The 21539-nt window shown below is 62.1% G+C and carries 17 protein-coding genes; 10 read left to right on the forward strand and 7 right to left on the reverse strand.

Annotation, left to right across the window (positions count from 1 at the left end; genetic code table 11):
* The first annotated feature begins 34 nt into the window (after positions 1 to 34).
* The 9 genes from BLQ55_RS04110 (at position 35) to BLQ55_RS04150 (ending at position 12459) form a co-directional block, all read left to right on the forward strand.
* Complete coding sequence (locus tag BLQ55_RS04110; RefSeq protein WP_060741816.1) at positions 35 to 919, forward strand: TatD family hydrolase; 885 nt, start codon at positions 35 to 37, stop codon at positions 917 to 919.
* On the forward strand, positions 916 to 2145 hold the full coding sequence (gene eboE, locus BLQ55_RS04115) for a metabolite traffic protein EboE (protein ID WP_092252531.1): 1230 nt from the start codon (positions 916 to 918) through the stop codon (positions 2143 to 2145). Before BLQ55_RS04110 ends, eboE begins: the two co-directional genes overlap by 4 nt.
* Complete coding sequence (locus BLQ55_RS04120; protein WP_092204354.1) at positions 2135 to 3580, forward strand: alkaline phosphatase family protein; 1446 nt, start codon at positions 2135 to 2137, stop codon at positions 3578 to 3580. Before eboE ends, BLQ55_RS04120 begins: the two co-directional genes overlap by 11 nt.
* On the forward strand, positions 3559 to 4701 hold the full coding sequence (locus BLQ55_RS04125; protein ID WP_092252533.1) for a hypothetical protein: 1143 nt from the start codon (positions 3559 to 3561) through the stop codon (positions 4699 to 4701). The genes BLQ55_RS04120 and BLQ55_RS04125 overlap by 22 nt, the downstream gene beginning before the upstream one ends.
* Before the next feature lie 10 nt (positions 4702 to 4711).
* A complete protein-coding gene (locus BLQ55_RS04130; RefSeq protein WP_092252535.1) occupies positions 4712 to 7093 on the forward strand; it encodes a hypothetical protein in 2382 nt (793 codons plus the stop codon).
* A gap of 215 nt (positions 7094 to 7308) precedes the next feature.
* Positions 7309 to 8229 (forward strand): hypothetical protein, encoded by a 921-nt coding sequence (locus BLQ55_RS04135; protein ID WP_092204351.1) that lies wholly within the window; start codon positions 7309 to 7311, stop codon positions 8227 to 8229.
* Positions 8230 to 8248: 19 nt separating this feature from the next.
* Positions 8249 to 9553 carry a hypothetical protein gene (locus BLQ55_RS04140; protein ID WP_092204350.1) on the forward strand — a complete coding sequence of 435 codons (1305 nt, stop codon included), beginning with the start codon at positions 8249 to 8251 and terminating at the stop codon, positions 9551 to 9553.
* A gap of 3 nt (positions 9554 to 9556) precedes the next feature.
* A complete protein-coding gene (locus BLQ55_RS04145; protein WP_092252537.1) occupies positions 9557 to 11371 on the forward strand; it encodes a hypothetical protein in 1815 nt (604 codons plus the stop codon).
* A gap of 32 nt (positions 11372 to 11403) precedes the next feature.
* The gene (locus BLQ55_RS04150) at positions 11404 to 12459 is read left to right on the forward strand and encodes a hypothetical protein (protein WP_092252539.1); all 1056 of its coding nucleotides are present in this window, start codon (positions 11404 to 11406) and stop codon (positions 12457 to 12459) included.
* A gap of 59 nt (positions 12460 to 12518) precedes the next feature.
* Here the strand turns inward: BLQ55_RS04150 and BLQ55_RS04155 are convergent, their stop codons facing one another.
* The 5 genes from BLQ55_RS04155 to BLQ55_RS04180 form a co-directional block, all read right to left on the reverse strand.
* Entirely contained in the window at positions 12519 to 13283 is a 765-nt protein-coding gene (locus BLQ55_RS04155) for an SDR family NAD(P)-dependent oxidoreductase (RefSeq protein ID WP_092204347.1), read from the reverse strand.
* A gap of 279 nt (positions 13284 to 13562) precedes the next feature.
* Positions 13563 to 15932: a CehA/McbA family metallohydrolase domain-containing protein gene (locus tag BLQ55_RS04165; RefSeq protein ID WP_092252541.1), complete on the reverse strand. Its 2370-nt coding sequence runs from the start codon at positions 15930 to 15932 to the stop codon at positions 13563 to 13565.
* Between the two features lie 52 nt (positions 15933 to 15984).
* Complete coding sequence (locus BLQ55_RS04170; RefSeq protein ID WP_060741800.1) at positions 15985 to 16734, reverse strand: ABC transporter permease; 750 nt, start codon at positions 16732 to 16734, stop codon at positions 15985 to 15987.
* Between the two features lie 7 nt (positions 16735 to 16741).
* Positions 16742 to 17743, reverse strand: a complete 1002-nt coding sequence (locus tag BLQ55_RS04175) for an ABC transporter substrate-binding protein (RefSeq protein WP_072347757.1) — start codon at positions 17741 to 17743, stop codon at positions 16742 to 16744.
* On the reverse strand, positions 17740 to 18579 hold the full coding sequence (locus tag BLQ55_RS04180; protein WP_092252542.1) for an ABC transporter ATP-binding protein: 840 nt from the start codon (positions 18577 to 18579) through the stop codon (positions 17740 to 17742). Before BLQ55_RS04180 ends, BLQ55_RS04175 begins: the two co-directional genes overlap by 4 nt.
* Before the next feature lie 134 nt (positions 18580 to 18713).
* On the opposite strand from BLQ55_RS04180, the gene BLQ55_RS04185 reads away from it, so the two are divergent.
* A complete protein-coding gene (locus tag BLQ55_RS04185) occupies positions 18714 to 19457 on the forward strand; it encodes a GntR family transcriptional regulator (protein WP_092204342.1) in 744 nt (247 codons plus the stop codon).
* A gap of 6 nt (positions 19458 to 19463) precedes the next feature.
* Here BLQ55_RS04185 and BLQ55_RS04190 read toward each other — a convergent pair whose 3' ends face one another.
* Complete coding sequence (locus BLQ55_RS04190) at positions 19464 to 20429, reverse strand: bifunctional helix-turn-helix transcriptional regulator/GNAT family N-acetyltransferase (protein ID WP_092252674.1); 966 nt, start codon at positions 20427 to 20429, stop codon at positions 19464 to 19466.
* Between the two features lie 124 nt (positions 20430 to 20553).
* Entirely contained in the window at positions 20554 to 21345 is a 792-nt protein-coding gene (locus BLQ55_RS04195; protein WP_092204340.1) for a GntR family transcriptional regulator, read from the reverse strand.
* Positions 21346 to 21539 lie beyond the last annotated feature (194 nt).

Genomic DNA, 21539 nt, shown 5'->3' on the forward strand with positions numbered 1-21539 from the left:
CGCTCCTCCCCTGCCTTTTTGACGAGGATTCACCATGCTCAAGTACTTCGACCCGCATATCCATATGGTCAGCCGCACCACCGACGACTACCAGAACATGGCGGCCGCCGGCATCACCGGCGTGATCGAACCGGCCTTCTGGCAGGGCCAGGCCAGGACCAGCGTCGGCAGCTTCATCGACTACTTCGACACGCTGTTGGGCTGGGAGCGTTTTCGCGCCAGCATGTTCGGCATCCATCACTTCTGCACCATCGGCCTGAACCCCAAGGAAGCCAACGACCTGTCGGTGGCCAATGAAGTGCTGGAGATCCTGCCACGCTACCTGGTGAAAGATGGCGTGGTGGCGGTGGGTGAAATCGGCTACGACGACATCACACCGGAAGAGGATCGCTTTCTCGCCGCCCAATTGGAGCTGGCCAAACAATTCAACCTGCCGGTGCTGGTGCACACCCCGCACCGCGACAAGATCGGTGGCACCAAGCGTACACTCGCGGTCATTCGCGAGGTCGGCATTGCCGAACACCTGGTGATCATCGACCACCTCAACGAACTGACCCTGCCCCTGGTGCTCGACAGCGATTGCTGGCGCGGCCATTCCATCTACCCCAACACCAAGATGTCGGAACAGCGCATGGTCGCGCTGCTGCAGCAGTACGGCACAGAAAAAATGGTGGTCAACAGCGCTGCCGACTGGGGCATCAGCGACCCACTCAAAGTGCCCAAGACCGGTCAGGCGATGCTGGCCGCCGGCTTCAGTGAAGCCCAGGTCGAACAGGTGCTGTTCCACAACCCGGTGGACTTTTTTGCCCAGAGCGGCCAGCTGGACAAAACCCTGGTCAGCACGCCCCTGCCCATCGACCAGCGGCGACAGTGGCAAGACAACTCTGCCTTGCGGGGCCAGGAGCCGGTGATCAAATGAGTGCCCACACGGGTTGGACGGCCACGCAGATCGGCTATTGCAGCAACGTGCACCCGACCCATGACCTGGGCGGGCTGCGCGCTTCCATCGAACGGCATTTCCAGACCGTCCGTACACTGCGCGGGCTCGACACCCAAGACAGTGGATTGTGGATCAGCGCCGTCGCCGCCGCCGAGCTCCAACAGGCGTCCGCCCGTGCGGATTTCCTCGACCTGCTGCAACGCAACGGACTCCGCCTGACCTCACTCAACGGTTTCCCCTACGGCCAATTTCACCAGGGCGCGGTGAAAGCCGACGTCTACCTGCCCAGTTGGGCCGATCCGCAGCGGCTGGCGTACAGCCTGGACCTGGCTCGATTTCTCGCCCAGGCCCTGCCAGCCGACTGTGCCCAGGGGGTGATCTCCAGCCTGCCGCTAGGCTATGCCGCCCACTGGAGCCCGACGTTGCAGCAACGTGCCGAGCAGCAACTGCGCGAGCTCACCGCCGCGCTGGCCCGGTTGCAACGGGAGACGGGCAAGAAGATCGTGATCTGCCTGGAAATGGAGCCCGATTGCGTGCTGGAAAACACCGACCAGGCCATCGCCTTCTTTCGTCACTGGCAAGCCACGGACCCGCACCATGAACACCTGGCGCTGTGTTTTGACGTCTGCCATCAGGCCGTGATGTTCGAAGACTGCTATCAGTCACTGGACCGATTGCGTCGGGCCCGGGTCCCCATCGGCAAGATCCAGCTATCCAATGCGCTGATTTGCCGCCTGCCTGAGGATGCGCAGCGGCGCGAACAAGTGCTCAAGACATTGGGCGGTTTTGCCGAACCCACCTACCTGCACCAAGTCAAAGCCCGCGCTGGACAGGACCGGTTATCAGCCTGGGCCGACCTTCCCGCGGCCCTGTACGAGTGTGAGCAGGACGGCCACGCCCCTCCCGAGCTGAGGATCCACTTCCACATTCCGTTGTTCAGCGAACACCTGCTGTTGCCCGAACTCAGCGGCAGCCAGGTCGCCCTTACACAGACCTTCGATTTTCTGGCCGACCATGGAGATTTTCGCCCGGTACTGGAAGTGGAAACCTACAGCTGGGGCGTCCTGCCCAGCCAGTTGCGACCCACCACCGAGTACGCCCAACTCCAGGGCATCGCGGCGGAGTTGCACTGGGTCGAGGATCAGTTGCAGCAGCGCCAGTTGCTGCAACCCCAAGCGCTGGAGGCCTGTGCCGATGTCCTCTGAGCCTGCGCGCCAGCCGTTGCTGCTGATCAACGTGGTCGGCCTGACGCCCGCACTGCTGGGGGCCGCGACGCCCTGCATCAATGCCCTGTTGAAAACGGCCAGGATGGCCACGCTGCAACCGGTGTTCCCGGCGGTCACCTCCACGGTGCAAGCCTCGATCCTCACGGGCCAGCCACCGTCGGAGCACGGCATCGTCGGCAACGGCTGGTATTTCCGCGATCAGGCCGAAGTGCGTTTCTGGCTGCAACCCAACGCACTGATCCAGGGGGAAAAAGTCTGGCAGACACTCAAGCGCCAGTACCCCGGGTTTCGCTGCAGCCAGTTGTTCTGGTGGTACAACATGTATGCGGACGTGGACGCCGCCATTACCCCGCGGCCGCATTACCCGGCCGATGGCCGCAAGATGTTCGGCCTGTATTCTGCGCCGGCCTCGTTGCACGAGCGTATCGAACAGCAGATCGGCGAATTCCCCTTTCCAAGCTTCTGGGGCCCGGCGGCCGGCATCGCCTCGAGCCGCTGGATCGTCGATTGCGCCATCGCCGAATTCCAGCTCGACCGCCCCGACCTGCAGTTGATCTACCTGCCCCATCTCGACTACAGCCTGCAACGCCTGGGCCCCGATCATCCGTCGATTGCCGACGAGGTGCGCGCCATCGACAGCGAAGTCGGGCGTCTGCTGGACTTTGCCCAAGCACAGGGCGCGGCGGTGATGCTGCTGTCCGAATACGGGATCGAAGCCGTCACCCAATCCGTTTCCATCAACCGGTTGCTACGCGCCGAAGGCTTGTTGCAGGTCCGCCAATCGCTGACCTGGGAGTTGCTCGATCCCGGTGCCAGCGCGGCATTTGCCGTGGCCGACCATCAGGTCGCGCACATCTACGTGAAGCAGGCGCGCGACATCCCTCGCGTCAAGGCGCTATTGCAGCGCCAGGCCGGCATCGAGCAGGTGCTGGATAAAACCGAACAACGGGCCTGGCACCTGGATCATCCGCGCAGCGGCGAGCTGGTGGCCGTGGCCGCCGCCGGTTGCTGGTTCGATTACTACTACTGGTTCGACGACCGCAAGGCCCCCGACTTTGCCCGCACCGTGGACATCCATCGCAAGCCAGGCTACGACCCGCTCGAGCTGTTCATCGACCCGGCCATTCGCTTCCCGAAATTGAAAGTGGCGCGCCGCCTGCTCCAGAAAAAACTCGGCTTTCGCTACTACATGGACCTGATACCACTGGACACCCGCCTGGTCCGCGGCAGCCACGGACGACTGCCCGCGAGCGAGAAGACCGGCCCGCTGCTCATCACCAATTGTGATCTGTCGTTGCCGCAGCACCTTGCGGCCACGGCGGTGAAGCAACTGCTCCTGGAACACTTCCGGGGGCACCCTCATGCCGATACGGCGAATGCCAAGGAGCTTCCATGCGGCGAGCCATTTCCATAACCGTTCTCGGTGCCCTGGCCGGTTTGGCCCAGGCACAGGACACCAACAACTTCGATTGCAGCAACTTCCTGCAGTTTGGAGCAGACATCAACAAGACCCGGACCGCGTTTGCCCAGAGTCCCGAGACCATGGCCTGGAACTGGTTCGTCTGTTTGAACCAACCCAGCACCGCGCAAAGCAGCAATCTCGTGTGGGAGACGATGAAGCCTTCGGACCAGGTCTACCTGCCCAACGGCGCACCACCGGGCACCTATGACAGCTCAGCGCCGCTCCCGGCCGCGGTGGTGACGCAAGCCAAGGCACAGGGCATGGACCTGTCCCGATCCTTTCATAACATCAATGCCACCCAACAGGTCGATGGCCTGATCCTGCAAATGGGGGGTGCCGTGCCCGATGCCCAACAAGGCCAGCCCGTACGCTTTCAGTTACTGATGGGCAAGGACACGTTCGATTACATCGTGAAGAAGCAGGTCTACAACGTGAATGGCCAGGCCGCCCTGGCCAACGACCTGAACTTTCCACCCACCGCCTGGGAGTTGAAAGCCGCGTGGCTGTGGATCGGCACGGACACGACCTACCGACAAACCCTGGTGAACGACGGCTACTACATTGCCCAGGCCTACTACCAGCAGGACGACGGTACCTACCAGGTCGGCTATGTGGCATTGAGCGGCCTGCATGTCGTCAACAAACTGAACGCCGACTGGGTCTGGACCACCTTCGAAAACATCAACAACAGCAAGTACACCGTAACCAATGCCCCGACGCCGGCGCCGATGACCAACACCACCGGGCCGACCGCGGCCGCCAAGCCGGTCAATGCCAGCTTCCAGGCTAATAACCGGAGCCTGTCGAAGTACGAGTTGATCGGGGTCGAGTTCCAACCCATCACCCAGGTACTCGCCAATTCGCAACTGGAATCGGCGTTCCAGAACACCTCGTCCTGCCTGGCCTGCCACGGCACCGCCGCCTACTCGAACGACAACGGCTACTTCAATTTCGCTCTGAACCAGGGGGGCGGCATCGTCTATCCCACCACTCCGCTGCCGCCCTCGGCATTCGACGGCTACAAAAAACTGGACTTTGTCTGGTCGCTGAAACGCGCCCAGTGGCAACGCTAAGGAGCATGACATGAGCGTATTGAATTTCCCCCGTATCTACCTCAACGGCCATATGTTCTGGAACCCACCGACGGCCAACAATAACGACGTGTTTCCGCTGTATGACGCGGTCAACGCGGACATCAACTGGCCGTTCATGAGCCACTTCGGCATCAACGCCACGAACGCCCCCACCCAGTTGATGCCCTGGGCCATCAAGCCCTTGGCAATGGCAGACCTGCCAACCTATGTGCTGCAGGTGCCGACCAATGCCAACCCGAACAACTACCCGTACATGCCCGCCGAATGGGATCTGTTTGGCGACAATGCCTGCGGCACGGTGAGCTACAAGGGGACTCGCTCAACGATCATTGGCGGCGAGCTGCAGGCCAACACCTACATCACCGAGGATGCGCTGGTTGGCAGGGACTACCAATTACTCGGCAATCCCTTTGGCAGCAACACTCCGACGGCCGCGCGCTTCGTGGACGTCAGCCCGTGGCAGAACACCTTCACCGCGTTGTACTTCGACAAGCTGATGCTGGGGGATGCCACGTGTGGCCTGACCCTCAATCGCCAGTATCGGATGATGGATCGCTTCCTGAACTTCAATTGGGCCAGCACCTTCCGGGGCCTGGTGTATGTCACCACCACCTGGCAGACCTGCTTTCCCCAGGAAAACCTGGAATGGGTCATCGGCGATTCGGCGTTGCTGAATAACCTTCAGCAGCAGATGAAGCTGCAAGGTGCACAGGGCCTGATGTTCAGGTTCTCCACCTACCTGACCTGCTATGACAGGAACGGTGTTTTCAACGACTTCCCGTACGTCAACACCCGTTCCAACGCCCCCTCGGATACGGCTCGTCTGCAAGCGATGTATCAGCAAGGCCTGGACAACGTTTCCGGTATTTTCTTCAACCCGGCCTACAGCCGCACCGCCGCCACCCTGGGCCTCTGGTTCGCCGACGAATACCCCACCGCCCCCGCTGGCCGGCGCCTGGTGCCCGCGCAGGCCGTCGCCGTCGCTAAGCCAGGCGCGGCGGCCCAAAACACCAAGCTGGGCGTGACCTCGGTGCAGATTACCGGCAACACCCTGTCCCTGGATCTGGCCAACACATTCCCGTTCTATCCGATAGAGCCCAATGCCCCTATCCTGATCGCCGAAAAATTCCAGGCCGGCGACTATCAACTGGGTGTACGCCAGAATGACGTATTCACCCCGGTGGTCGACTTCGGTTTCGCGCAGTATCAACAGTCAGCCTTCGACCAACGCTCGGGGCTGCTGGACTTCACCCTCAGCGACGCGGACAAGGCGACCTTGCAATCAGCGCCGCTGGAGCTGCAACAACAGGGCCCGGCCCCGGCGGCCCCCGTGGTAGCCGCCACTGCGCAGACGTGGACCGCCGAGGTCATCGAAAGCGGCAGTTTCATCGACGTGGGCGACCACAAGACGTTGACCATCATGGTGCAGAACAATGGTGTGCCGGCCGCCAACACCACGTTGTGGGTCGCGGAATACGGCAACCCCTACATGGTGACGACCAGCGACTACTACCTGGCATTCAGTAATGCGGCGAACTTCACGCTGTTTTATGACGATCCGACAGACCGTAACCTGAACCACGCCAACCTACCGCAGTTCAATGATGCGCCCCCCGTACCGAATTACCTGGCCACTGGCAGCGGCCGCCGGCTTACCGACCTGCAGAACATGCATCGGCCGACGAGCACACCGGTTGGGTACCAGGATTTCCTCAATGGTCCGGGCAAACCGATTGCGGTCAACTTACGCCCTTGCCTGGCATTCGACGCCGGCGTCTACGTCACTGGAACACTGAGCGACTACCCGACCACCCAGGTGGATTACTCCTATGTAACGACGACTACCGACGCCAACGGCATCGCCCAAGTGAGCTTCAGGGCCGTGGCCCCGGGCTTCCCGACCTTGCGTTTTTTCGTCAAGGACGGCGACAGCGATCCGGTCATCCCCTTCAGCTTCCCCGTTCCCCAAGCCTATATCGACTTCCTCGCCCCGCTCCGCGTCCTGCCCTTGGACGTGCAACTGCAACAGGACTTCATCAACTACTGGAACACCGTCTACAAGGATCAGAACGCCGCCACGCAGCTGTGGGAGGGCTTCCTCTACCCACGCATCCTGCAGACCTTCTATTACCTGTACCCCATCATGAACAAGTACATGCCGCTCAACTCCCAGGCACGCGTCGAAGGCGCCATCGACCAGTTGATTGTGCTGATCAGCAAGCCCTACCAGGAAGAAAGCACGCTCTCGATGCCCATCACCCGTGACATGTCCCAGAGCCGCCGCGCGGTATTGGAGCTGTGGGCCAAGAAGCTGGTGAAGCGCAACTATCCGCCACAACAACTCAAGATGAGCGACTACGACAACCTCTGACCGTAACGCTGTTCACCCAGGAAAGATAAACCACTGTGGGAGCGAGCTTGTGTAGGAGCTGAGCCTGTGGGAGCAAAGCTTGCTCGCGATGAACGATAACGCGGTCATTCGAAAGACCGAGGTGCCTTCATCGCGAGCAAGCTTTGCTCCCACACAGGCTTTGCACCCACAGGCTCGCCCACAGTGTCACCCGGTACTTTTCAAAGGAATGACCTATGAAAACCAGTATCTTGAACCGGCTGTTGCTGTTGATCCTGCTGTCCAGCGCTCCGCTGTTCGCCCAGGACAGCGGTGCCGTCTACTTCACCATGGGCGTGCACAACACCGAGGGGTGCAACGAACAGAACGGCAACTGCATCGCCAAACGCGCCCCGGGCGACCCTTCCGATCCGTTCTTCCCGGCATTCTGGATCAGCGATTGGACCATGTACCGGGTGATGCACAACTACGAAAAAAACCCGCCGCCCTACAGCAATCCGCCCTCCACCCTGACCCCGGCGGACTACACCGTCTCCCGAGGCACCAGCTACTACGACACGGCCTATATCCCGGCCGATGGCGACGGCTTCGGGGCGATGATGGAGCACTATGAGAAGTACTGCCTGCCGATCTTCCCGATCAAGAACAACAACTACACCTGCTCCTTCGTATCCCTGGGCAACAAGGCGTACTTCCTGACCTACCCGCAGGATCGCCCCAAGGACATGCCGGCCTGCTGCATGTTCTCGCCGATGAATCATCCGCCGCGCCAAGACTTCATCCAGCACCTGCCCTACAGCGCCGAGCGCAGCCAAAACCTCGACGCCAGCGTGCAGGCCTACGCGCTGGACCTGCAATCGCCACAGGGGCCGATCCTGTTCGGTTATGCCTTCTACAAAAAGATGTCGGGACAACCGCCCTACCGGCAGCCCCAATCGTTCTTTTTCTCCGGCGACACCAGCGTCGCCAATGCCCCCATCGTCAGCCAGAACTACACCCATTTCCGCATCGCCAGACCGGACCCTGCCCAGACCTGGGCGCAGGTGGCCGCGATGTGCCCGGCGAATCCACCGCCCTGCCAGTTGTTCGAGCCACCGGCGTCCCAGAGCAACGGGCAAAAGGCGCAGTGGAACAAGCTCATGCAGCGCAAACCCTGAGCAATGACGGAGAATCGCCATGAACATTTCACTGCGTTTCACCCTGGTACTACTGGGTCTGGCCAATCTTCCGGCCCTGGCCCTGGAGCAATCCCAGGAACAAACCATGCCTCGGACGCAGGCCTCCAGCCTGAATTGCCAGCCCCCCAGCACGGCGCCGGCGGCCAACGCCAGCCAGGACCTGTTCGATCAATACAGCTGGCAGCTGTTCATCGCCGTGAACTGGCCCGCCCAGGCAGGGCAGCGCGGGGATCCCGACTGCAGCAAGCAACCGGGGGACCCTGGCTACACCGTCTGGCAGACCTACAAGACCGTGGCAGAAACCTTCCTGCCACGGGGAGCCGATCCAGGCCCCTGGAACACCCCGCAACTGGCCAAGAGCCTGGGCATCATCAACATCGCCGCGCTGAAGAACAGCTCCCAGGTAAATGCCGTCGACCAGGCCGTCGGCGGCTGGCTGATCGACCAGGCCGGCAACCCGACCTACTACGACATCTCGGCCAACGAGACCTCCTACAACTACATCGTCGCCAACCAGTTCTATAACGCCGACGTGGTGTCCAAAGCCAACAACATCAACTTTCCCTACGGGGTCATCGAGGTCAAATCGAGCTGGCGCATCCTCACCCCCCATGACAATGCCAGCCGCTACCTGACCATGCTTGCGCGCGTAGCCACGTTCGACGACCAAGGCCAGCGCACCGGCGTCACCGAGGCCTACCTGGGCCTGGTGGGGTTGCACATCATCACCAAGGTGAACGGTTATCCGCAGTGGATCTGGTCGACCTTCGAACAGATCGACAACGTTGCGCCCAAAGTGCTGGTAAACGGCGTATGGGTCGACCAGCCGGCAGCCGGCACGGCCTATTCCTACTTCAACCCCAACGCGCCAGCAGCCAGCCTCAACCAGTCACCCTGCGACTGGCAGACCCAGGGCGCGCACCTGGTCTGCGTGCCCAAACCCGGCACCACCTTCCAGACCCCAAACCCGTTGAACCGGTTCACCCCGATCGCCGAGGTCACCAACCAGGTCAACGCCCGTTACCGCAGCGACCCGGACCTGCAACGCAGCGTGTTGAAGTACTACCAACTCATCACCACCCAGCGCCCGCTGATGCCGGACAACCCCAGCAATCCACTGGGCCAGCCGACCCCCGCCCTCTCGGCCAACGTGACCATGGAAAGCTACATCCAGCCCAACAGCAGCTGCATGAACTGCCACTCCATGGCGACCCCGGTCAAGAGCCCCTACAAGTCCGATTACTCCTACCTGTTCAAATTCGCCAATTCGCCTGTCGGCAAAACCATCAAGGACGAGGAATAACTCATGAGCATCCTGAACGGACCACGGCTGAATTTCTGGGGCGGCATCCGCACCGACGTCAGCCTGCCAAACAACTCCCCGACCATTCCCTACGATGGCAACGATGACTGGCCGCTCTTCGACCTGACCACCTCGACCCTGGCACCCGGGGCCGAGTCCTACACCGACGACCAGTTGAACAACATGATCAATGCCCCCGCCCCCATCGGCAATCGCTACACCGCCGGTGGCTGGAATCACTACGGGCAGCATGTCGTCGACATGCAGAACGCCCTGATCAGCTCCCAGGGCATCCCCGGCAGCATCAACACCACTGGCGACCTGGTGGGCCAGGCCGTCTATCTGCTCGGCTCGGTGGACCCGGTGACCGGCCAGGGGCCCGTCTCCGGCCCGATGATGGTGGACCTGGACCCCACCTCCTCGACGACCACCCAGATCTTCGTCGGCGGCCTGCAAATCGGCGGCAACGACAACATCCAGTTGCTGATTCGCAGCGACACCGTGTGCAGCAGTTTCGACGTCGCGGGACGTGTGCTGTTGCCGGCAAAAATGGATGCGCCGGGCTCTTTCCACGCCAGTGGCACCTTTCAACTGACGTTCCCCTTGAGCAGCATCGTCAGCTGGAACCAGAACAGCAGCGGCCTGCGCGCGATCATCCAGGCACCGAATGCCACGGGCATTGTCCTGCGTTTCGTCATGTTCGAAATGTGCCCCACAATGACCACCGAACAACTGGACGCCGACTACGCCGCCGGCAAGTACACCCCCAACCCGAGCATCGGCAGGGTCATCGGCACGCTGGCCCCGGCCTTCGCCGACGAGCCGCTAAACTGCCAGCCGGGGCGGCAACTGGTCAACCAGAGCACGCTCAATGCGGGCTATGCCGACCTGGGCAATACCGGTTACCTGAGCATCGACATGGTGAACGTCATTCCGAAGGAGACCTTCCGGGCTGTCAGGGACGACATCACCAGCCCGATCGGCCCCAACGCCAATTACGGGACCGTGACCATCAGCGCCGGCGCCACCACCCTGACGACCCTGGAGCCGACCAGCCGCTTTTTACTGGACTACTACGTGTACGGCGGCATCGTCGACCTGCCCCTGACCTTCGATCAGCTACAGGCAGTACGGTCCTCTGCCTTGGCGATCAACGCACCGGGCAAGGTCGCCGGTACCACGTTGCAAGCCACCGAATCGACCTATCGGATCTATGCCGACCAGCGTAACGTCTACTTGGAGGACTACCCCAACGGCCTGTCGATCACCCTGCAGGTCCGGCACCTGGGCGGCGCGGTGACCAGCACCACCGAAATCGGCCTGAAGGCGGCGGCCCCCGCGGTCTATGATCAACCGCAATACTGGGACTTCCTCGACTTCCCTGATTCGTTGACCGTCGACAATGGCCAGCTTTCCGTCAGCTTCCCGGTCACCCTCAAGCCGGGCAGCGCCGCTCAAGCGGGGTTTGTTGCCCTGACCTGCACGGTCAACAATTTCCCCAGCAGCGCTTACTTCACCAACTTTCGCAAATACGCCCAGACCGACTTCGGCATCCCCCAGGGCACGACCATCACCTGGCCGCTGATGTACCCCAACGTGCTGCGCTTTCACTACCTGGCCTTCCCCGCCATGTCGCGCTATATCCCGCTGAATCAGCCCGACGCCATCATGGGTGCCAAGAACCCCATCCTGGCCCGCACCTCGGATGCGTACAAAGGCACCACGCTGTTCATGCCGGTGGTGCGCTCGATGTCGCCCTGCCAGCGGGCACTGCTGCGGGCCTACCTCACCGGTGAACCGTGGCAACCGCCGCAATGACCGCGTCCCCCTTTTGTTCACGGAGAGAGCCTATGTCAGTTCCCCTTCAGATCCCCGCACACCCGGAGGAAAGCCTGCGCCCCAGCACCCTTGTCGCCGAGGACCTGCTGAACCCTCGTGGCCTCTGCCTGCAAGCCGACGGTAGCCTGCTGCTCACCGAAGCAGGTTCCGGGTTGCCCGACCAACCTTTCAGCGGCCGTATCAGTCGACTGCGCCCGGATCCGCAGCGACCCGGCGCCTACCTGCCCCGCGAAACACTGGCGCAAGGGTTTCGCGCCATGAACATGCAGGCACGCATGCTGCGCGATGAAATCATGGGGCTGTCGGACATCGCCTGCGGTGACGGACGCTGCCTGGTCAGCCAGACCGATTACGTCGCAGGTTCCAAACTGCTGGACCTGCAATTCACGCCGCCCGAGCCGGTCTTCCATAGCCGCGGCAACCTGAATGCGCTGTGCTACCACCCGACCCGCCGCAGTTGGCTGGCCGTCAAGCCCGATACCAATCAGTTGGTGGAGTTCGTCACGGGCCAGCAAGAGCGCGTGCTGGCCCAACTGCCCGAACTGGATCAAGGCCAGGAAGCCGTTCCCGTGACCCTGGTGTACGAACCGGCGACAGACGCTGTGCTGATCAGTCTGTTCTCGGGGGAACTGCACGGCGACCCGAGCCGCAAGGGCATCGACTTTGCCGAAAAGGCCGGCCAGGTGATCCGGGTCTGGACCGCCAGCGCCGAGATCGACATCCTGATTCGCGGCCTGCAGCTGCCCACCGGGCTGGTACTGCGCCCCAACGGCCAGTTGCTGGTGCTGGAACTCTGCGAGCGCTTGCAACAACCCCTGCTCCCCGACTGGAACGGCGAACCCCTGCATGGCGGCTTCACCCGGTTCAGTGGGCGACTGCTGGGCTGCGACTTGCAAACAGCCCAGGTCACGGTGCTTGCCCGAGGCTTGGATACCCCGTCCAACCTGTGCCTGTTACCCGACGCGGTACTGGTCAGCGAAGGCATGGGCCTGGTCGGGCGGCCACTGCCCACGCCAGAGGAAAACGTGGTGCCGTTACGCGGCAGGCTTCGTCGGGTGCATCTCTGATAGAACACCGGCCGGGTGCACAGCCCGGCCGGTGACCCAGGTGCCATCCAGCACTCGATTCAGCCTGCGGTAACGGTCATGCCGCCGTCGGCCATGACCACCGCACCGACCACAAAACTCGCGCGATCGGAGGCCAGGAACGCAACCACCTCGGCAATTTCTTCCGGCCGTGCGGCCCGGCCGATGGGCGCGGCTTCACCGTGCTGGGCGAGGAACGCCGGACCGTCCTCGACCACGTCATTGAGGATGTTGGTGACCACATCGCCAACACCGATGGCATTGACGCGAATGCCATGCTCGATGACTTCCAGTGCCAAGGTGCGCGTCAGTTGCGCCAGGGCACCTTTGGACGCGGTATAGGCGGCAATGGTCGGGAAGGCAAAATAGGACGCGTAGGACGCAATGTTGACGATGGCCCCCGCCTTATTCGGCATCATCGCCTTGACCGCTTCGCGTGAATGCAGGAAAGCGGCCGTGGCGTTGACCGCCTGGATGCGCTCCCAGTCCTGGCGCGTCATGTCGATGACGAGTTTATTGATGATGATCCCGGCATTGTTGACCAGGATATCCAGCCGGCCGAACTGCTCGACGGCCAGGCCGACAGCGCGCTCGGCGGCGCCATCCGCGGTGATGTCGGCCTCCAGCGGCACCAGCCCGGGACGGGCCAGCTCATGGACGGCGGGGTTGATATCTTCGGCGATTACCTTGGCGCCGCGGGCATGCAACAGCAATGCGATGGCCTTGCCGATGCCACTGGCGGCGCCAGTGACCAGTGCAACCTTGCCTTGGACTTCGTGGGGAATGTTGTATTGGATATCGGTCATGATCGCTCTCCTGCGTGAGCGGGCAGACGAGACATTCGCCCGCCCGGCGCCCGTGGGCGCTGTCGTTATCGACGACTTCACTTTCTCGCAATGGCGACGGCCAGGCTTTCGCAGGCTTGCTGGGACTGTCGGGGTTTTGCGCAAATGTGACCATAGAGAGCTCTCGCCGGGCTCTGTAGGCGCTGGCGAAGCCTGCGATCTTTTGATCTTGATCTTGATCTTTCACTTGAGATTCAAGTGTCTGGGGAAAGATCGCAGCCTCGTTGCACTCGACAGCGCCTACAAGGTCAGGAACAGCGCGGAGGTCCAGACCCGTGACTGATCCCGCTGGCGGGCACAGATGAACAAGGGGTGTTCACGCCCTGGATCAAGCCCCAGACGGGCCAGGTCTATGCGTCCCTGCAATTCACGGGGTAACGCCGCAGCGGTCATCCGTTCCAGGGACAGCTTCAACTCCGCGCCCGGCAACTCTTCGACCACTTGCGATTGCGCCAGCAACTCATCGCCGGACAGCGCCATCACCACCGTCGGTGCGTGTACGTAAGGTTGCGGTTCGGACGGGTCGCCGACCTTGATGTAATTGTCGATACGGCTGTGGATCTGCAGCGTGGCGCCGGCCAGTTGCGACAGGTCGATTTCGATGCTGTCGGTATCGCCGTTGGTGTCGGTGCGAAACGCCAGGACCGTGGCGTCCTTGCGCCATACGGTCTGCTCGGGATGGTCGAGGCCCAAGGCGCGAAAACCATTGATGACCGCGCCGGTGATGCGGATTTCGCCAGTCCAGTACGCGCCGCGATAGCGGTCCTTGATCCGCGCACCACCCAGGCGCAGGCGAATGCGTTGGGCGCAGAAACCCAGTTCCTGGTGCAGGTTGCGCGACCAGATCAACTGGTCGCCATCGAACAGATCGACCTGCTCCCACCCTGCCTCCCCCAGCAGTCGATAGTCCAGGGAGGTATTCGAATCGGCAGTGAAGACTTCACCCATGAAGTGCTTGCCCTGGCGCAGGCTGGCGAACGTACGCTCACCGGTCGTGGCGAAGGTACGGCGGGCGCGCAAGGCCTTGCCGACGCCGGCGCGGTCGAAAGCCTCGGCGACCACACCCGTCAACCCGCCACGGGAGCCGAACACCGCCGTGGCCGGAACGCCGCCACCGCAGCGGCCCTGGTGCTCATCGCTGTTCGCCGCGGCGCCAACCCGATAGCCACGCTGCAGCGCTTCGGCGTAGACCCAATGGAACTGGCCCCAGGCCGAACCCACCTCGATCAACCGCTCGAGTTCCGGGTGATGCCAGTCGAGGTTGCAACGGCGTCCGCCGACATGGGGCATCATCAGATGGCCTTCGGGGTCCTTGGCATAGGCGGCGTACAACTCGTCAACCGGCCAGGCGCCAGGCTTGATGGTGCCGGCGGTGAACTCGTTCCATTCGAAGGAACGCACCAGTCGCCCTTGATTGTCGAAGGGGAACTCGGGTTTGCGGTCATGCAGGAATACGACGTTGCGGTCGCCGCCCGCACAAGAGTTACCGCACCATTCGGTTCCGGGATAACACACGAATCGGCCCGGCTCATTGAGCTCGTGGATCAGCTTGACCGCCTGGTCCCAGCGTTGCTCGGTGATATTGAAGTCATTGGCGGTGTACCCGAGGACGTCGAGCCCGGCGACATCGCGACCGTAGCTGAGGTTGTACAGCGTGTCGTTGGTGCCCACCGTGTCATCGGAGTGCACATGCAGGTCGGCGTAGAGCGGGCGCAACGCCGTACCGGCCGGGTCGACAGTGACGAAGGCCTGGGCCCCGTCGACAAAAGGCGCCGCCACGCTGGCGGACAAACGCCACTCGCCCACGGCGCCGAGGTCAAGCGCCTCGAGCCGGGCCGTCGCCCAACCTTCGGACGCCAGCGTGAACGGCTGCCGACGCTCGCCGCCCTCCGGATCGACCAGGGTCAGTACACCCTCGAGCGGCAGGTTTCGGCAGGTGTTGCCCCAGGCATCATCCACCCGCAAGAGGACATCGAAGGCTTCCCCGGCGCTGACCAGTCGAGGCACGATCAGTTGCACGCGCTGCGCCGGTCCCGGCACGATGTCCAACAAGGGATCGCCCGGCACTTCGGCAAATTTCGAACTGCCCAGCGGGTCGATGAACAGGCGGAAACGGAAGTCCTTCTCGACGAAACTCTGCACCCGCGTCCCCGCCCCGCCCTGGCGTCGGTCCCCCAGACGAATGATGACTTTATCCCCCGGGTTCAGGTACCCGTCGATGATGTCGATGATGATCGCTTTCTGAAATGGCCGTTCATGGCCCTTCTGGTCGAAGCGCACCTTCAAGTGCTGCACCGTGGCCTGGCTCTGGCCGGGGACCAGCTCCCCGGCCTGGTATTCGGCGCTGACATAGTTGGGGCCGGCCGGGTTCGAGGTCTGGAACAAGGCCCAGTCGGAATAGAACTTGAAGGCCAGCTTGAGCCACGCGCCGTCGGCCAGGCCGCTGCCACCGACCTCGTAGACCAGGGTGATTTCATCCCACTGCCCGGCGACCAGCGTGTCACGGTCGCAGTGGACGCTGCCCAGGAACGGACGTTTCTTGTTGCGTTCGTACAGGCCTTGTGGGGCGATGTAATGCCCGGCTTCGCGGGGATCGAAAACGTTACTCACATGACACCTCGTGCAGTGGTCCACTGAAGGGTTCGAATACGTGGGGCGATGCTTATTGCACGCGCCATTGCTGGTAGTGACGCTCGATGCGCCGGAACACAAAGCTTTCCATGAGCCAGGCAATCAAGCCGATCACGACAATGCCCAGCAGCACCTGGCTGCTGTTGCCGATCTGCCCGCCCGTGGCGACCATCCAGCCGATGCCTCGGGAAGCGCCGATCATTTCCGCCGCCACCAGTGCCCGCCAGCCCTGGCTGAAGCCGATGCGCAAGGCGGCGGTCACGAACGGCAACGAGGCCGGCAAATAGACGTGGGCCAACAGTTGCCAGGCGTTGGCGCCCAAGGTCCGTGCCGCGCGAACTTCACCGCCGCGGATGCTCTGCACGCCCTCCTGGATGGTCACCGCCATGGGAAACATCGCGGCAATGAAAATCACCAGCACGATGGAGACATAACCCAGGCCGAAAATGATCATGATCAGCGGCGCCCAGGCAATCGGCGGGATGGCCATGAACAGGCTGTTGAGCGGCGAGATGAAATCGCGAAAGCGCGAGGACAGGCCCGCGGCCGTGCCCAGCAGGAGCGCAACGATCACTGCGGCGCAAAAACCACCCAGCTCCTCCAGCACACTGGCCTGCAGGTGCTGCCACAGCGAACGGTCACCCAGCCAGCGCAGCGCCTCGCGGGCAACGTCCCAGGGCTGCGGCAGGATGTAGGTGGGAAAGCGGCTCGCCAGGGCGATCCAGATCAACAACAGGAATGGCAGCGACGCCCATCCCCAATTCGGTTTTGGCAAGGACATGACGGACTCAGTGCGCGGCTTTTTCCAGGTAGGAGGTATCCACGATCTGTTCGGTCTTGAGCGTGGTGTCGATAAAACCCAGGTCGTGGGAGTAATCCATCAGGCGCTGGATGAACTGGATGTCCGCCGCCTGCAAGTCCGCCGACCAGCCCAGGCGGGTCCGGGCCTGGGCGACGATGGCTTCGGGGGCGATGGTCTTGCCGTCCGGGCCTTGCACCGCTTCGAGCTTGAACGCCTCGGCGATGAGCCGGTTCGATTCGGCGGGATGTTCGTTGAGGAAAGCGATGGCCTTGCGATGGGCGCGCAGCAGCTTCACCACGTCATCCGGGCGCTCCTGCAAGGTTTTCGGCAAGGCGATCACCACGTACCACGGGTACTGGGGCAGCGCCTGGTTGACGTCCAGCAGGATCCGGCTCGAACCGCGCAACACCGACTGGCTGACGAAGGGTTCCCAGGAAAATGCCGCGTCGACGATGCCACGCTCGAGGGCGGCGTTCATGTTGCCCGGCGGCATGTCGATGATGTCCAGGTCCTTGTCGGGATCGAGCCCGGCCTTTTCCTTCAGGACATAACCGCGCAGCAGCACATCCATGCCACTGCCCTTCTTGACCCCGGCGAGTTTTTTCCCCTTGAGCGCTTCCAACTGGGTGATCGGACTCTTGGCGTCGACGATCACCGCGGCCTGGCCGTAATTGACCTTCGCCAGGATCCGGCTTTGCAGCCCGCGGGAAAACCACTGGTACACCGGTGGGGTGCCGACATAGGCCACGTCCAGTTCACCGGCGGCCAGTGCCTGCTGGATCACCGGGCCATCGCCCAAGGCCTTGAGGTCGACGTTCAAGCCTTCTTCGCGGTAGTAACCTTGTTTGTCGGCGATCAGCGCCGGGGCGTTGGCCATGGCGAAGACATAACCCACGCGCAAGGGTTTCGCCTCGCCCGCCACGGCGAATGCGCTGCCTGCCAACGTGGCGGCAGACAATGTGAGGGCAAGCAGCGAACGTTTGATCATGCTGTCAGCTCGAGTCGATGGGTGGGGTGAACCGTGGTGTCGCAGGCGTCCATCACCTGGGCAATGCGCGTCATCAGCTCATTGCGGTAATCGAGGAACCCCGGCAGGCGACGGGTTTTCAGGTTGCTGCGGGGACGCGGCAGGTGGATCTCCAGCTCGCTGTGAATGCCCCCGGGGGCGATGTTGAGCACGATGACCCGATCGGCCAGGAACACCGCTTCATCGATGTCGTGGGTAATGAACAACACCGTCTGGCCCAGTTCGGCCCAGATGCGCAACGTCTCTTCGTTCATGCTGTTGCGGCTGATGGCATCGAGCGCGGCGAACGGCTCATCCATCAGCAATACGCTGGGTTCCAGTGCCAGGGTCCGGGCCAGGGAGACGCGCTGCTGCATGCCACCGGAAAGCTGGTGCGGCAGCCGATGCGCCGCACTCTCCAAGCCGACCAGGCGCAGGTACTGCAATGCCTGTGCACGCTGCTGCGCTTCGTCGGTGCGGGCGCTCATCCGCAGACCAAAACGGACGTTCTCCAAGGCGCTCAACCAGGGAAACAATTGCGGCGCCTGGAACACATAACCCAACTCCGAACGCTCCGGGCGTACCGCTGTCTGGTTGATGGTGATGCGGCCACTCTGCGGTTGCACGAACCCTGACAACAGGTTCAGCAAGGTGGTTTTCCCGCAGCCGGATGGCCCCAGGATCGCGACGAACTCGCCGGGCCTGGCGTTCAGGCTGAAAGAAGAAAACACGCGGTGCCCATTGGGGTAGCTGAAGCTGATGTCATCGACCGTCAGAGCGTCGGCTTGCGGCTGCGGGTAAGGGAGGGTTTTGAGCATGGCAAGTGTCGTCAGGTCGTTTACAATGGGAATGCCTGACATAATACGTATTAATACAAGTTGTCCCAATAACCTATTTTTATAACCTTAGAAGTGAAGGCACCCTGCCCCACTCAAGGCCATGGAAGCTGACAGTGTCCACCTCCATTCTTCGCGACAGCACCACCTCGCTCTACGAGCAGATCGCCCATCAACTGCTGGAAGAAATCCAGCGCGGCGACTACGAACCCAGCGGCAAGCTTCCGTCAGAGGCGCAGTTGGGCGAACGGTTCGGGGTGAGCCGCGTCACGGTTCGCCTGGCGGTGGGCAAGCTCAGCGACGATGGCGTGGTGGAACGCAAGCAAGGCAAAGGCACCTTCGTGGCGGCCAAGCAGGTACGCCATGGCCTGGATGCGCTGCGCAGCTTTCATGAGGCGTTGTTGCTGCAAGGGCTGCAACCGAGCATGCAGGTGCTCAGCCATGCCCTGCGGCCTGTCCCGGAAACCCTGCGGGGTCTGTTTGAGCAAGCCCACGACTGCCTGCTTCTGGAGCGACTGCACTTGGTCGATGACGAACCCATCGCACTGGGACGCAGCCACCTGCCGGCAGAGTTGGCCAGCGTGGCCTGGGCTGAGGTCGAACATCAGCCGATCTATTCCATTCTCGAGTCGATCACCGGCCTGGCGGTCAGCCGCGCCGACCTGGCCATCCGTGCACAGGAAGCCGACAAAAGCCTGGCCAGTGCGCTGCACGTCAAACGCGGTGCCGCGCTGCTGGTCATGGAGCGCACGTCCTATTTCGCTGATGGCCGTTGCTGCGACCGCACGACGTTTTTCATCCGCCCGGAACGCTATGCCTTCGTGCTCAGTGGGGTGTTCAAATCCAATAGCGCCAATTGATAGGATTCAAATTGGCGCAACGGTTGGGCCCGGCCTGACAAAACACTGTTCTGTAACCGGTCGCCCCCATTGCTGCCCCTCTTGCTCCTGCTCCAACCTGAAACCGAACGCTTCATACAGCTTGCGAGCAGCGTCGAGCCCCTGGAACGTCCAGAGGATCGTTGAACTAAAGCCCCACTCGTCGCAGAACTTCATCGCTTCGGCCAATAGGCGCCGGCCAGCGCCCTTGCCGCGCGCCGAATCATCCAGGATGAAGCAGCGCAGCACCGCACTGCCGCCCTCGCCTTCACCGTCGATGGCAATCGAACCGACTATTCGTTCGCCATCCAGGACTACCCAGACCTCATTGCGCGGATTGTGCAGGCGCCCCATCAGCTCGGCCATGTCCGATGCAACCAGGCTCTCGAACGACTGGCCGAAGTTCGAATGCCTGGCGTAATAGTCCGCATGCATTTGCACAATGCGGCCAATGACGCCAGGACGGTAGCCACGCGCAATCTCCAACTGCGCCGGCGCGGGCGGCGCTGTACCGAGCCGATGGGCGTGTAGCGCGCTGGCATAGCTGGCAATCCCCTCACTCACGGCCTGACACTGCCCATTGGATAAGTGAGACATGGCCGCGACAACCTGCTGCGTGGCGAAAGCATCGATGGTTCGGAGGGTGTTTTGCCCCTGGGCGGTGAGTCGCAATCTCTTGGCCCGCGCATCCAGTTCATGGGCAATTTCTTCGATCTCGCCGGCCTCGATGAGTTTGCGGACCATCCGGCTCACGCTGGATTTTTCCAGGCCGAGCATCTCGACAAGCTCGCCCGCGGTCAGGGATTGGCGATTGCCGAGCTCCACGATGGTGTGCACCGACGACGGCGGATAACCCGTCGCAGCCAACGTGGTATTCATGAACCCCAGTTCCCGCACCATGAGACGCGACGCCGAACGGATTTTCTCAATCAGGGCTGGTGGGCAATGGTTCATGGGGACCTCGGATGCGATGGGCATTTAGTTGTACCGCACAACTAAATACCCATCCGTGCGTTCAGTCAAGCTTTCCAGCCCGGATCCCAGGACAGCCACGCCGCGTATCGAATGGAGCATGGACCTAATGATCGCTATGGATGCTATTGACCCGACTGTCCGCCAGTTTGAACACCACGCGCTGGGGGTGGTTGATCGAGACCAGGTATTCCACGGGCTGCCCTTGGCGGTCGAAGATCACGCCCCGGTAGACCAGCGCGGCCGTCCCGGGCTCGACGTCGAGCAAACGGGCCTCCTGGTCGTTCATCGTGGCGATGCTCAGCGTGCCCTCGTCGCTTTCTATTTCGATCTGGTAGCGCGATAACAGCAATGCATACAACGAAGCCCCCTCGACCAGGTCTTCCGCCACCAGCTCCGGTGCCCGGGCGGCCGGGATGTAACTGGTCTCGATGCAGAATGGCTTTTGATCCACGGTGCGCAGGCGCCTGATAGTCAGCAAGGTGTCGCCTTCCTGGATCTTCAGCAGTTTCGCCACACGGGCACTGGCGTGGGTTTGTTCGAAGTAGAGCAATTTACTGCCTGGCCGGGCGCCAGCCTGCTCGACCACTTCAGCGATACCTTTGCGCGCGACGGTATTGAGCGGCCGCTCGACACCTGGCGCCGTGACAAAGGTGCCACGATTACCCCGACGCTCCAGGACCCCGCGATCGATCAGCGTCTGCAACGCCTTGCGCAGGGTCATCCGGCTGATCCCCAGGTGCTCGGCAAGATCCCGTTCCGCCGGGATCCGTTCAGTGGGCCCGAATTCCGGGCGTTCCAGCATCTCCAGCAAGGCCTGCACAGCCTGCCAGGCCACCTGCTTGCGTTCGGGCGCCAACAGCGCAACGTCGGAAGACTTTGGAGGCGTTACTTTCATGGTCTACATCCTGGATTATTTTTTCGACACTGCATTGCGACTGTGGAACCCCAGAATAATGTCGCAAACCCGCCAGCTTGATCATAAGCGGCAAAACCGCCTCGCAGAACACCGTAGAAATCCCGTAGGAAGCCTATTAGACCATGGGGAAAAATCCTTGTAATGGTATTTTTCATGGTATAGCTTTTGGTCTA

It is taken from the genome of Pseudomonas sp. NFACC13-1, from assembly GCF_900104425.1.
Taxonomy (GTDB): domain Bacteria; phylum Pseudomonadota; class Gammaproteobacteria; order Pseudomonadales; family Pseudomonadaceae; genus Aquipseudomonas; species Aquipseudomonas fluorescens_AA.

Excerpts from the sequence above, each read along its gene's own strand:
- BLQ55_RS04110 (WP_060741816.1), top strand. The coding sequence starts at position 35 with ATGCTCAAGTACTTCGACCCGCATATCCATATGGTCAGCCGCACCACC.
- eboE (WP_092252531.1), top strand. The coding sequence starts at position 916 with ATGAGTGCCCACACGGGTTGGACGGCCACGCAGATCGGCTATTGCAGC.
- BLQ55_RS04120 (WP_092204354.1), top strand. The coding sequence starts at position 2,135 with ATGTCCTCTGAGCCTGCGCGCCAGCCGTTGCTGCTGATCAACGTGGTC.
- BLQ55_RS04125 (WP_092252533.1), top strand. The coding sequence starts at position 3,559 with ATGCGGCGAGCCATTTCCATAACCGTTCTCGGTGCCCTGGCCGGTTTG.
- BLQ55_RS04130 (WP_092252535.1), top strand. The coding sequence starts at position 4,712 with ATGAGCGTATTGAATTTCCCCCGTATCTACCTCAACGGCCATATGTTC.
- BLQ55_RS04135 (WP_092204351.1), top strand. The coding sequence starts at position 7,309 with ATGAAAACCAGTATCTTGAACCGGCTGTTGCTGTTGATCCTGCTGTCC.
- BLQ55_RS04140 (WP_092204350.1), top strand. The coding sequence starts at position 8,249 with ATGAACATTTCACTGCGTTTCACCCTGGTACTACTGGGTCTGGCCAAT.
- BLQ55_RS04145 (WP_092252537.1), top strand. The coding sequence starts at position 9,557 with ATGAGCATCCTGAACGGACCACGGCTGAATTTCTGGGGCGGCATCCGC.
- BLQ55_RS04150 (WP_092252539.1), top strand. The coding sequence starts at position 11,404 with ATGTCAGTTCCCCTTCAGATCCCCGCACACCCGGAGGAAAGCCTGCGC.
- BLQ55_RS04155 (WP_092204347.1), bottom strand. The coding sequence starts at position 13,283 with ATGACCGATATCCAATACAACATTCCCCACGAAGTCCAAGGCAAGGTT.
- BLQ55_RS04170 (WP_060741800.1), bottom strand. The coding sequence starts at position 16,734 with ATGTCCTTGCCAAAACCGAATTGGGGATGGGCGTCGCTGCCATTCCTG.
- BLQ55_RS04175 (WP_072347757.1), bottom strand. The coding sequence starts at position 17,743 with ATGATCAAACGTTCGCTGCTTGCCCTCACATTGTCTGCCGCCACGTTG.
- BLQ55_RS04180 (WP_092252542.1), bottom strand. The coding sequence starts at position 18,579 with ATGCTCAAAACCCTCCCTTACCCGCAGCCGCAAGCCGACGCTCTGACG.
- BLQ55_RS04190 (WP_092252674.1), bottom strand. The coding sequence starts at position 20,429 with ATGAACCATTGCCCACCAGCCCTGATTGAGAAAATCCGTTCGGCGTCG.
- BLQ55_RS04195 (WP_092204340.1), bottom strand. The coding sequence starts at position 21,345 with ATGAAAGTAACGCCTCCAAAGTCTTCCGACGTTGCGCTGTTGGCGCCC.